General features: G+C 73.2%; 8 protein-coding genes. 3 read left to right on the top strand and 5 right to left on the bottom strand.

Going from position 1 to position 12148, the window contains the following annotated elements:
- Positions 1 to 1745: RNA polymerase sigma factor (locus TR50_RS49730; RefSeq protein WP_369405734.1), on the top strand; the 1745-nt coding region annotated here is incomplete at its 5' end.
- 88 nt (positions 1746 to 1833) lie between these two features.
- On the opposite strand, the gene sucD is transcribed toward TR50_RS49730, so the two are convergent.
- Both sucD and sucC read right to left on the bottom strand, forming a co-directional pair.
- Positions 1834 to 2715 (bottom strand): succinate--CoA ligase subunit alpha, encoded by an 882-nt coding sequence (sucD, locus tag TR50_RS13500; RefSeq protein WP_042420096.1) that lies wholly within the window; start codon positions 2713 to 2715, stop codon positions 1834 to 1836.
- A 16-nt stretch (positions 2716 to 2731) separates the two neighbouring features.
- Complete coding sequence (gene sucC / locus TR50_RS13505) at positions 2732 to 3907, bottom strand: ADP-forming succinate--CoA ligase subunit beta (RefSeq protein WP_042420099.1); 1176 nt, start codon at positions 3905 to 3907, stop codon at positions 2732 to 2734.
- A gap of 722 nt (positions 3908 to 4629) precedes the next feature.
- On the opposite strand from sucC, the gene TR50_RS46685 reads away from it, so the two are divergent.
- The gene (locus tag TR50_RS46685; RefSeq protein ID WP_052440973.1) at positions 4630 to 5028 is read left to right on the top strand and encodes an ATP-binding protein; all 399 of its coding nucleotides are present in this window, start codon (positions 4630 to 4632) and stop codon (positions 5026 to 5028) included.
- 99 nt (positions 5029 to 5127) lie between these two features.
- Here the strand turns inward: TR50_RS46685 and TR50_RS13515 are convergent, their stop codons facing one another.
- The 3 genes from TR50_RS13515 to TR50_RS13530 form a co-directional block, all read right to left on the bottom strand.
- The gene (locus TR50_RS13515; RefSeq protein ID WP_084700201.1) at positions 5128 to 6324 is read right to left on the bottom strand and encodes a VWA domain-containing protein; all 1197 of its coding nucleotides are present in this window, start codon (positions 6322 to 6324) and stop codon (positions 5128 to 5130) included.
- Positions 6325 to 6629: 305 nt separating this feature from the next.
- Entirely contained in the window at positions 6630 to 9323 is a 2694-nt protein-coding gene (locus TR50_RS13525; RefSeq protein WP_042420107.1) for a DUF5682 family protein, read from the bottom strand.
- 33 nt (positions 9324 to 9356) lie between these two features.
- On the bottom strand, positions 9357 to 10487 hold the full coding sequence (locus TR50_RS13530; protein ID WP_042420109.1) for an ATP-binding protein: 1131 nt from the start codon (positions 10485 to 10487) through the stop codon (positions 9357 to 9359).
- A 198-nt stretch (positions 10488 to 10685) separates the two neighbouring features.
- On the opposite strand from TR50_RS13530, the gene TR50_RS13535 reads away from it, so the two are divergent.
- Complete coding sequence (locus tag TR50_RS13535; protein ID WP_042420112.1) at positions 10686 to 12077, top strand: SWIM zinc finger family protein; 1392 nt, start codon at positions 10686 to 10688, stop codon at positions 12075 to 12077.
- The last annotated feature ends 71 nt before the right edge of the window (positions 12078 to 12148 follow it).

Below are 12148 nucleotides of genomic sequence, written 5' to 3' on the forward strand. Positions count from 1 at the left end.
CAGCCGACGCCACCACGTCGGCCCGGCCCACCCAGACCCCCCGGCCCGCCCGGATCACCCAGACACCCGAGAGCAAACAGACACCCCGGAGCAAGGAGCAGCGCAGTTCCACGGCCGCGGCGCAGTCCCCCTCCCCCGTGCGGCCGACGAGGGCCCCGACCACCGCCCGCACCCGCTCCGACGACCAGGCCACCGCCGGACACGAGCCGACCCGAGCGAGCGCTCCCACGCGGGGCCACGCTCAGCAGGACCCCGCCGGGCCGGACCCCGCCGGGCCGGACGCCGCCGGGCTCCGTGTCGCTGACGCGCCGTCGTTGTCGTCGCTGACTCCGGCTCCCCTCGGGCCGGGGCGGCACGGGGCGGTGGGTTCCGGGCATGCCGCGGTGGCCGGGACGCGGAGCGTCGAGGCGGAGGCCGTCGGACACGCGGCCGGGCGGGATCCGCTGAACGGCACGTCCGTCGCCGGGGGTATCCCCACGACGGCTCCCCTCACCGTGCCGCCCACCGCCATCTCCGCCGCCCTCCCGGCGACGCAGGAGGCATTCGACGCGCTGTACGCGGCGCTCGCACCGCAGCTGACCTGGCAAACGTTCCTGCTCACCGGGAATCGCCACCGCGCGGGCCACTGCGTGCGGCGGGCATTTCAGCTCGCCTGGACGAACTGGCCGACCGTCAGCGCCGACCTCTCGCCCGAGGGCTGGCTTCGTGCCGCCGCCTTCGACCTCGCCCTCTCCCCATGGCACAAGGGCGGCCCGCGCATGCAGCACGTGTTCCACCTCCCGCACCCCCTGGGCCGCCATGCCGCCGCTGTCGCCACAGCCACAGCCGACGCGAGCGCCGGCACCGGCACCGCCGCCGACACGGACGCCGTCGACGACCCGTCCGACCCGACCTCGGGCAGCGGCCAGGACCGCTCGCTCCTGAAGGCGCTGATGCGACTGCCGCGCCCCCAGCGACGGGCGCTTGTCCTGCACGACGTGATCGGCCTGGACTGGGCGCAGACAGCGGCCGAGGTCGAGGGCAGCACGCCGGTCACCTTCGGGCGCGTCGCCCGTGCCCGCCGAGCGCTGGCCGAGGCCCTGCCGGGGATCGTGGGCGCCGATCCCGAGGCGCCGGGCTTCGGACGCGGCCTGGGCGACAGGCTGCGGGCAGCCGCGGTCCGCGCGTGCGCGGGGACGCCCGAGCACGTCCCTCCCCATGTCACGCGTACCCGCGCACGGCTGCACGACGGTGGACTGACCCTGGCCGCCGGGGCGCTCGCCCTGGCCACGGCGGGCTTCCTCGGCGCCGGGGCGGTCTGGGGCACCCCGATGCACCCGGACGAGCGGCCCGTCGTCCCGCATCCCACCCGCGCCACCATCGTGGGCACGGCCGACACCGCGCCGACCGCGGGCTTTCAGCCGCCGAAGGTCCCCGCGCCGCCGCTCACGCCGTTCGCGACAGGCCCCGGGCTGATCGACCAGAGCCAGGGCACTTCCGATGACGCCAAGAGGAGGTCCGGCAGGAAGGGCGGCAAGCACCCCGGCCACGCCGGGCACTCCGGCCGCTGGGGCCACTCCCGCGGCCCGGCCAAGCCGGCAGGCCCCGGCCACCCCGGGGCCCCCGGCGGCCCTGGCAGTTCCGCCGACCCCGCCACTCCCAGCAACGCCGCCAATCCCGCCAATCCCGCGTCGGAGAACGGGCCCCCGCAGCGCGGCCGTCCGCACCCACCGCAGCCGAGAAGCATCACCGAACGCCGTAGCTGATCACCCGCGCGAACGCACAAGGGCCGCCCCCGCGATCGAACGCGGGGACGGCCCTTCACCTCGGCACGTCAGTGCCTCGGTCGCATGCTCAGCCGATCAGCTGACGCGCCAGGCGGGCGGTCTCGGACGGCGTCTTGCCGACCTTGACGCCGGCGGCCTCGAGGGCCTCCTTCTTCGCCTGCGCGGTGCCGGAGGAGCCGGAGACGATGGCGCCGGCGTGGCCCATGGTCTTGCCCTCGGGCGCGGTGAAGCCCGCCACGTAGCCGACGACCGGCTTCGTGATGTGCTCCTTGATGTACGCGGCCGCGCGCTCCTCGGCGTCGCCGCCGATCTCACCGATCATCACGATGAGGTCGGTCTCCGGGTCGTCCTGGAACGCCTGCAGCGCGTCGATGTGGGTGGTGCCGATGACCGGGTCGCCACCGATGCCGACAGCCGAGGAGAAGCCGATGTCGGACAGCTCGTACATCATCTGGTAGGTCAGGGTGCCCGACTTGGACACCAGACCGATGCGGCCGGCCTTGGTGATGTCGGCCGGGATGATGCCCGCGTTGGACTGTCCGGGGCTGATCAGACCGGGGCAGTTCGGACCGATGATCCGGGTCTTGTTGCCCTTGTGGTTGTTGTACGCCCAGAAGTTGGCGGTGTCGTGGACCGGCACGCCCTCGGTGATGACGACGGCCAGCGGGATCTCGGCGTCGATGGCCTCGATGACCGCGCTCTTGGTGAACGCCGGCGGCACGAAGATGACCGAAACGTCGGCGCCGGTGGCCTCGATGGCCTCCTTGACGGTGCCGAAGACCGGCACCTCGGTGCCGTCGACGTCAACGGTCGTGCCGGCCTTGCGCGGGTTCACGCCACCGACGATGTTGGTGCCCGAAGCGAGCATGCGCCGGGTGTGCTTCATGCCCTCGGAGCCGGTCATGCCCTGGACGATGACCTTGCTGTCCTTGGTGAGGAAGATAGCCATTTCGGTTCCCCAGCCCTTACTTCGCAGCCGCGAGCTCGGCGGCCTTGTCGGCCGCGCCGTCCATGGTGTCCACCTGCTGCACGAGCGGGTGGTTCGCGTCGGTCAGGATCTTGCGACCCAGCTCGGCGTTGTTGCCGTCCAGACGGACGACCAGCGGCTTGGTGACGGCCTCGCCCTTGCTGGAGAGCAGCTCCAGCGCCTGGACGATGCCGTTGGCGACCGCGTCGCACGCGGTGATGCCACCGAAGACGTTGACGAAGACGGACTTGACGTCCGGGTCGCCCAGGATGATCTCCAGGCCGTTCGCCATGACCTCGGCGGAGGCGCCACCGCCGATGTCGAGGAAGTTGGCGGGCTTCACGCCACCGTGGTTCTCACCGGCGTAGGCGACGACGTCCAGGGTGCTCATGACGAGACCCGCGCCGTTGCCGATGATGCCGACCTCGCCCTCGAGCTTGACGTAGTTGAGGCCCTTCTCCTTGGCCTTCGCCTCGAGCGGGTTGGCGGCGGCCTTGTCCTCCAGCGCCTCGTGCTCCGGCTGGCGGAAGTCGGCGTTGGCGTCCAGGGAGACCTTGCCGTCAAGGGCGATGATCTTGCCGTCGCCGGTCTTGACCAGCGGGTTGACCTCGACGAGGAGGGCGTCCTCCTCGATGAAGACGACCCACAGCTTCTGCAGGACCTCGGCGACCTGGTCGGCGATCTCGGCCGGGAACTTGGCCGCGGCCACGATCTCGGCGGCCTTGGCCGGGGTGACGCCCTCGACGGCGTCAACGGCGATCTTCGCCAGCGCCTCGGGGTTCTCCTCGGCGACGACCTCGATCTCCACGCCACCCTGGGTGGAGGCCATGGCCAGGAAGGTCCGGTTGGCCCGGTCGAGGAGGAAGGAGACGTAGTACTCCTCCTTGATGTCCGCCGTCTGGGCGAGCATCACCTTGTGAACGGTGTGACCCTTGATGTCCATCCCGAGGATGGCTCGGGCCTTCTCCACGGCGTCCGCCGGGTCGGCGGCCAGCTTGACGCCGCCGGCCTTGCCGCGGCCACCGACCTTCACCTGGGCCTTGACGACCGCGCGGCCGCCCAGGCGCTCGGCGACCGCAGCAGCGGCCTCCGGAGTCTCGATGACTTCACCGTCCAGCACCGGTACACCGTGCTTGGCGAAGAGATCCCTCGCCTGGTACTCAAAGAGGTCCACGCGCGTCCGTCCTTGTGATCGCGACTGCTTGTCTTCCCAGCGTGCCGCACGGACCGCTCCGGCGGGGTACGCGGGCCCTGGCAGGGGCCTCGCGTCGGCGCCTTCGCTTTGGGGAGCACACGGCGGCGTGGCACGCGGCATGTCCGTCTCGCAGGTTATCCCTGTCCGGGGGGCGGGGTTCGCCAGGGAGCCCTCCCCGGCCGGTGATAACCATCACAACGGGGGTACGGCGGGCCGGAGCGGGGGCCGTGCCCCGGTTCGACCACTGTCCGACACGCCCGGGGCTCCGATCGTTCACCGCCCCGCCGCGACGCTCGGGCAGCCGTCCTGGCCGGTCCGCGCGGGTCCGGCGGCGACCGACGCGTCCGGAAAGATCGGGATCACCGGAACGGCCCGTGCGACGGGGGCCCGCCCGGTATAACGGATACGTCACAGCGAACGGTGGGTCGCCGCCACCTGTGCCCCCTGGAACACCTGTGCCTCCTGGAAGCGGACGCACGATGCAGAGCAGCACACACAGACCCGGCCTCGGTCCCGGACGGACCGAGGAAACCCCGGAGCCGGAACCCGCACCGCCGCCGGCCCACTCGACGAACCGCTCTGCGCCCGCGTGTCCGCCAACGTCCCCACCCACGTGTCCGCCCGCGTGCCTGCCCTCGTGCCTGCCCTCGTCCCCGCCCACGGACCTCTCCCAGCTGGGCACCGCACGCTCCACCTGGCCCATGGACCGGCAAGCGGCCGCCACCTTCCGCGCCGAGGCCGAGTCCGTCACCCGCGCCCGCGCGTTCGTCCGGATCACCGCGGCCATGTGGCGGCTGCGCCCCGAGACGCTCGCGGACACCGAGCTGTGCATGTCCGAACTGGTCGGCAACGCCGTCCGGCACACCGCCAGCCGCCGCCTCCACTGCCGCCTGTGGAGCGCACGCGGCCTCCTCTTCGTCGAGGTCGACGACGAGGACCCGGACGACATCCCCCAGGTCGAGCGGCCCGGCGAGGACGACGAGAGCGGCCGCGGCATGCTCCTGATCGACACCTTCGCCGCCGCCTGGGGCTCCCTCCCGCGCCCCGGCCACCGGGGCAAGACCGTCTGGGCCGCCCTTCCACTCCCCCACCGGCACTGAACACCGAACCGGGCATCGGCTGAACACTGAGTCGGCAGCGGCCGTATCGGCTCCGGTTCACCGCCCAGCGCTGACGGCTCAACGCTCACGGCGCAATGCTCACGGCTCCGGAATCGGCAGCGGACGCTTCTGCAAGGCTGCCGCCATCACCTCCGGGAACAGATCCGGCGTGCAGGCGAACGCGGGCGCACCGAGGGCGGCCAGTGCCGCGGCGTGCTCACGGTCGTAGGCGGGAGCGCCCTCGTCGCTCAACGCCAGCAGCGCGACGAACTCCACGCCGGCCGCCTTCATCGCCGCCACCCGCTTGAGCATCTCGTCCCGGATGCCGCCCTCGTACAGATCGCTGATCAGCACCACCACCGTGTCGGCCGGTCGGGAGATCTTCGCCTGGCAGTAGGCCAGCGCCCGGTTGATGTCCGTCCCTCCGCCGAGCTGGACACCGAACAGCACATCCACCGGGTCGGACAGTTCCTCGGTCAGATCGACGACCGAGGTGTCGAAGACCACGAGCCGGGTGCTCAGCGACGGCATGGACGCCAGCACCGCGCCGAAGACGGACGAGTGCACGACCGAGGCCGCCATCGAACCGGACTGGTCGATGCAGAGGATCACTTCTTTCTTGAGCGCCTGCTGCGCCCGCGCGTATCCGACCAGCCGCTCCGGCACGACGGTGCGTTGCTCCGGAAGGTAGTTGCGCAGGTTGGCACGGATGGTGCGATCCCAGTCGATGTCGCGATGCCGCGGTCGGCTGGTCCGCGCGCTCCGGTCGAGCGCGCCGCCGACCACGGAGCGGGTCTTCGTGGCGATGCGCCGTTCCAGATCCGCGACCACCTTGCGGACGACGGCGCGGGCCGTCTCCCGTGTGGTCTCCGGCAGCGCCTTGCCGAGCGATATCAGCGTCCCGACCAGGTGCACGTCGGGCTCGACCGCCTCCAGCATCTCCGGCTCCATCAACAGCCTGGTCAGGCCCAGGCGTTCGATGGCGTCCTGCTGCATCACCTGGACGACACTGCTCGGGAAGTAGCTGCGGATGTCCCCCAGCCACCGCGCGACCTGCGGGGCGGACCCACCGAGCCCGCCGCTGCGCGACCCGCCCCCGGCCTCGGCGCGCGGCGAGTACACCGCAGCCAACGTCCGGTCCATGGCCGCGTCCCGGCCACTGAGCGAGCAACCCGTCCCGTCGGCCTCGCCTCCGAGCACAAGCCGCCAGCGCCGAAGGCGCTCCTCGCGGCCGCCTCCGACACCGCCACCGGCACCGGCACCGGCACCGGCGGGGCCCTCCCCTGCCGACGCCACCTGCCCAGCCGTCTCTCCCGACGCGGCAGCCGCCGGCCCTGGCGAAGCAGCCGCCGATGCCACGTGTGGGGTGGCCGTTGCGGCGACTGCGGGCGGGTTGGCTGCCGACGCCGCCGCCCGCGCGGCAAGCGCCGTGCCGGTCCCTGCGGCCGTCGCCGCTGAGCTCCGGGCGGTCACCACCCCGGCGGCGGTCGGGCCGGCCTTCGGAGCAGCGATCGCGGCATCCGTCGGGTCAGCGGCCACGGCAGCAGCCGGTGCCGTGGCTGTCCCGGGCGCTGCCGTGCGCCGCTCGGCTCCGTTCGATGTCATCGGGGCCTTTCCTCTCCCTCAAGGAGTCCAAGTAGCAGGTGCACGGTGGCCAGCGCCGGGCCGGCCTGCGAGCCGTCCAACTCGGTGGCGAAGCCGCGCGGCGCCTCGCCCGGCACAGCGCCGCCCAGCGCGTCCCGGGCTCCCGCCCGGATCAGCTCGCCCACTCCGCGCCGTACGCCCGCCTCCAGGCGGGAGAACGTGCGGCGCAGCAGCGGCAGAACGTCGGGGAAGGCGACGTCCGGGATCGCCGTGATCCACGCGTCGACGAGCTGGAGCAGGCGCTGGTCGTGCATCAGCAGCACCCCGCTTCCGGCGAGGAACCCGTCCACCCACGCCGCACCTTCGGCCGGGGGCACGCCGGGCGTCAGAGCCAACCCCAGCAGCCGCGCCGCCTCCTCGTCCCGAAGCCGGCCGTCGTCCAGCAGCAGCCGGGCAGCCCGCCCGCGCACCACGGCGGCCACGCTCTCGCGCGCGACCAGCGTCCGGAGGCAGGCTTCCCAGCGCGCTCGCACTCCGTCGGTCCCGACGGTCCCGTCGATCCCGACGAGACCGGCAACCTCGACGTCAACGTCAACGTCACCGTCAACCTCGACCGGGCTGGAGCCGGAGGCCGGGTCCAGGCCGGAGCCGGGGGCCCCGTCGAGGTCGGAGCCGGCCGGCTCCGTAGGGCTGAGGCCGCCCGACTCAGCGGGACCCTCCATGTCCGCCCTCGCCACCGCGAGGAGCCCGACCGCCGTGTGGGTCGCGGCTACGTGCTCGGCGAGCGTCTGCGCTGCCGCGGGATCCAAGGCGGTCGCAGCGGCCGGGAGGCCGATGCAGATGCGGGTGGCCAGGGAACCTGCCAGCTCCGCGAGCAGCGTCGTGCCCGTCGCCCGCACGTCGCCGTACCGAAGCGACCGCACCAGGGCGGGCAGCGCCTCTGCCAGGTGCTCGACGTCGGTGTCCAACGCCGCACGGTCGCCCAGGCAACGGAGCACCACCGGCAGCGCCTCCGGCAACGCGGCCAGCAGACAGCTCTCCGCCAGAGCGGTGACGTCGCCCAGGCGCTGCGCCTCCACGGCGCGTGCCGCCGTCCGCGCCGAGGCTGCGGCCTCGACCGTCGTGCCCCAGACGCCCGCCTCGGCCACCCGGACCGCCAGCTCCGGCTCCCAGGCCAGTTCCCAACTCTCCCGGAACGTTCCGGTCGAACGGGTCCTGGACGCGGCAGGCACCGCCCAGTCGACGCCGAGCAGCGCCAGCCGATGCAGCAGCCGGCTCCGCTCCGCGTCCCGTTCCTTGCGCAGGTCCAGGTCGAGGGCCCGGACCCGTGCCTCGGGTTTGAGGCGCAGCGACCGCTGGAGCCGCGTCAGGTCCCTTTGCAGCGGCACCGCCGGCGCCGCCTCGGGCACCTGGCCCAGCGCGTCGCCGACGACGAGCCTCTCCTCGATCAGGCGCAACGGCACATCCGAGCCGTCGCAGAGCACCGCCCGCGCCGCGTCGATCGTCTCCGCCAACCCTGCCAAGGGTCGCCCTCGAACGGCGGCCAACGTTCCGGCGAGGCGGACCGCCTCGATGACGTGCGCCGAGGAGACCGGGTGGTCCTCTTCCCGCAGCAGCGACGCCATCCTGGTGAACCACCGCTCGATGACATGACGGCCGCCTGCCTCGAACAGGTGCTGGTACCAGCCGGGCGAGGCGATGCCCGCGCCGTAGCCGGTGTGCTGGGCCAGACGCCTGTGCGTCCACGGCACCCAGGTGACCTCGACGGCGGCCTTGGGCAGCCCGCGCAGGAGGGCGTTGTCCGCCGCCACGGTCACCTTCGCCGCGAGCGCCGGCACGTGCCAGGCGCCGCAGACCACAGCGATGCGCTCGTACCCGGCCCGGGAGGCCGCCCGTATCTGCTTGCGCATGTACGCCTCGCGGCGTGCGTCCTCGGGCGCCTCGGGTGCCCGCTCACGGAGCACCGTCATGGCCTCCGCCAGCGCCTGGAAAGGAGCAAGCGCGTCGGGCGCCGCGCGCGCGGGGGCCGCGCCCGGCACGGCGCCCACGTCCGGGCCGACGTCCGGGCCTTCGCCGCCGGCCCGAACCTCGTGGCCCACGTGCTCCACGACGTCGTCCCACCAGCGCTCCGCGTCCTCCTGCCCAGCCGCCCTGGCGAGCTCGGCGATCGGGTCGAACCGCTGGGCGCGACGTAACTCCGCCGCGTCCTCGCCGCGGCTGTCCCGATCAGGCCTGCCGCCGCCGTGACTGTCCGCTCCGTGACTGTCCGCTCCGTCGTGGTCCCCGCCGTCGCTGGTGACGGGGATCGCTTCGGCGCTGTCCTCGGGCTTGGCAGCTTCCTCCCCCACCGCGTCCTGGGCGGCGAGCGCGAAGGTGTGCGCTGCCGGCAGGTCGATGAAGCGGACCGGCACTCCGGCGTCGAGCGCGTACCGCAGGGCGACCCATTCCGGCGAGAAGGCCGCGAAGGGCCAGAACGCAGCACGCGAGGGCTCGTCCACGACGTGGGCGAGAAGGGCCACCGGCGGTGCCATCTCCTTGCTCGCGGCCAGCGGCAGCAGCGCGTCCGCCTCGGGCGGCCCCTCGATCAGCACCGCGTCCGGTCGGAACTCGGTGAGCGCGGCACCCACCGCCCGTGCCGAGCCCGGCCCGTGATGCCGCACCCCGAGCAGCGCGACCGTGGTTCCCCCGGTTGTTCCCTGTGACGAAGCCACAGCAGCATCCCCCTTTCGAACTTCCCGGATTGCTCAGAGCGCGGACGCGTCGCGGCAGGAGCGGTAGAAGTCCTTCCAGTCGGCGCGCTCGCGTACGACGGACTCCAGGTACTCCTGCCAGGCCAGCCGGTCCGTCGCCGGATCCCGCACGACCGCCCCCAACAGACCTGCGGCCACATCCGCCGCCCGCAGTTGCCCGTCGCCGAAGTGCGCGGCCAGCGCCAGGCCGTTGGTGACGACCGAGATGGCCTCGGCCGTGGAGAGGGTGCCCGACGGGGATTTGAGCTTGGTCCGCCCGTCGGTCGTGACACCGTCACGGAGCTCCCGGAAGACCGTCACCACACGCTGGATCTCCGTCAACGCGCTGGGCAGCTCCGGTAGGTCGAGCGAGCGCCCCAGCTCCGAGACGCGGCGGGCGACGATGGCCACCTCGTCGTCCATGCTGGCCGGGAGCGGCAGCACCACGGTGTTGAAGCGACGGCGCAGCGCCGACGAGAGTTCGTTCACCCCGCGGTCGCGGTCGTTGGCCGTGGCGATCAGGTTGAAGCCGCGGACCGCCTGCACCTCCTGCCCCAACTCCGGTATGGGCAGGGTCTTCTCGGAGAGGATGGTGATCAGCGTGTCCTGCACGTCGGCCGGGATGCGGGTCAGCTCCTCGACCCGCGCGGTCTTCCCCTCGGCCATGGCCCGAAGCACCGGGCTCGGCACCAGCGCCTCCCGGCTGGGCCCCTCGGCGAGCAGCCGGGCGTAGTTCCAGCCGTACCGGATCGCCTCCTCCGGCGTGCCGGCGGTCCCCTGGACGAGCAGGGTCGAGTCCCCGCTGACGGCGGCGGCGAGGTGCTCGGACACCCATGTCTTGGCTGTGCCGGGCACGCCGAGCAGCAGCAGCGCGCGGTCCGTGGCCAGCGTCGTGACGGCGACCTCGACGATCCGGCGCGGCCCGACGTACTTGGGGGTGACGACCGTGCCGTCCGGCAGCGTGCCGCCGAGCAGGTAGGTGGCCACCGCCCACGGCGAGAGCAGCCAGCGCTCCGGACGCGGTCGGTCGTCCGCCGCCGCGAGCGCCGCGAGCTCGGCGGCGTACGCCGTCTCGGCGTGGGGCCGCAGCACCGCGGGGGTCTCTGCCGAGAGCGGTGACAGAGGGGATGACAGGGACGTGGACATACGTCTCCTCAAGAAAGAGGCACCAGGGCGTCAGAAAGGAAGGAACGCAGGTCAAAGGCATCAGATGGGCGCCCTCAGCTCGGAGCGCCGCCTGCGAGAACCACTCTGCACCGTGGGTCTGACAATTTCGCGGGCCTGTGGACAACCCGCTCCGCTCCGCCGTCCGCGTTGTCAGTGGCGCGCCCTAACGTCGAAGGCATGAACGATCGCTGGAGTACCGATCACGTTCTCTCCCTCGCTCCTGACGCCCCCTCGCAGAAGGCCGCAGCCAAGCTCGCCAAGCCGGAACCGTGGTCCGGCACGGGGGCGAGCGCGGAGGCGGTGTGGGGCGCCTGCAAGGGCAGCGGGTCACGCCCGTACCAGACGGTCGTCGCCCTCGACGGGCCCGCGTACCAGTGCTCCTGTCCGAGCCGGAAGTTCCCCTGCAAGCACGCACTCGGGCTGCTGCTCCTCTGGTCCGCCGACACGCTGGCGGGCTCCGAGGTTCCCGAGTGGGCCGAGTCCTGGCTGACCGGGCGCCGCAGACGCGCCGAACGCGCGGACCGTGCCGACGGTGCGAACCGCACCGAAGGGGCGGAGCCCGCGGCTGCACCGGCCTCCGGCGAGGCCGGGGACGCCAGGAATGCCTCACCGGCTGCCTCAGCAACCCCACGTGACGAGGCGGCGGCAGCGGCGAGGCGCAGGCGGCGGGAGGCCCGGGTCACCGCCGGCGCGGACGAGTTGCTGGCCCGCCTCACCGACCAGCTGCGCGACGGCCTCGCCGAGGCCCCGACGCGCGGCTACGCCTTCTGGGACGGAGTCGCGGCCCGCATGGTCGACGCGCAGGCGCCCGGGTTCGCCTCCCGCGCGCGGGCTCTGGGCGCCCTTCCCGCCTCCGGTGCGCAGTGGCCCGCCCGGCTGCTGGAGGAGTACGCCCTGCTGCACCTGCTCGCCACCGGCTACCAGCGCCGCGACGCACTGCCGGCACCGCTGGCCGCCACCGTCCGCTCCCGCGTGGGCTTCACGGTCGACAACGCCGATGTGCTCCGCGCCGGCCCGCTGGTCCGCGATCACTGGCTCGTGCTCGGCTCACGCGACAGCTCCGACGACCGCCTGACGACGCGTCGTCTGTGGCTGCGCGGCACCCGGTCGGGGCGGGACGCACTGCTCCTCTCCTTCGGCCGTCCCGGCACGGCTCCGGATCTCTCCCTGCCGACCGGTCTGGTGCTCGACGCCGAACTCGCCTTCCATCCCGTCGGGCCAGCGCTGCGCGCCGCGCTCGGCACCCGTCACGCGGCCCCGACCGCGTCCGGCTCGCCCCGACCGGAGGGCACCTCTATCGACGCCGCCCTCGGTTTCTACGCGGCCGCCCTCGGCGAGGACCCGTGGCTCGATTCCTGGCCCGCCGTCATCGCCGAGGCCACCCCGGTCCCGACGGACCACGGTTGGCAACTCACGGACGCCACAGGCGCCGTGCCCCTCTTCACGCCCTCCCCCTGGCGCCTCCTGGCCGCCTCGACGGGCCGCCCGCTCACGGTCTTCGGTGAGTGCGGCCACCGCGGCTTCCACGCCGTCACCTGCTGGACGGAGAACGGCCCACTGGTGCTGTGACCGCCGAGGCCTTCCCCGAACCCGTCCTTCTCTGCTCGGCCCCGTGCCCGAAGGCCGGGCTCTCGCTGCAC

The organism is Streptacidiphilus anmyonensis, assembly GCF_000787855.1.
In the GTDB taxonomy this organism is placed as follows: domain Bacteria; phylum Actinomycetota; class Actinomycetes; order Streptomycetales; family Streptomycetaceae; genus Streptacidiphilus; species Streptacidiphilus anmyonensis.

What these genes read in the sequence shown, in the direction of transcription:
- TR50_RS13530 (WP_042420109.1), bottom strand. Translation starts at nt 10,487, where the DNA reads ATGTCCACGTCCCTGTCATCCCCTCTGTCACCGCTCTCGGCAGAGACC.
- sucD (WP_042420096.1), bottom strand. Translation starts at nt 2,715, where the DNA reads ATGGCTATCTTCCTCACCAAGGACAGCAAGGTCATCGTCCAGGGCATG.
- TR50_RS46685 (WP_052440973.1), top strand. Translation starts at nt 4,630, where the DNA reads ATGGACCGGCAAGCGGCCGCCACCTTCCGCGCCGAGGCCGAGTCCGTC.
- TR50_RS13535 (WP_042420112.1), top strand. Translation starts at nt 10,686, where the DNA reads ATGAACGATCGCTGGAGTACCGATCACGTTCTCTCCCTCGCTCCTGAC.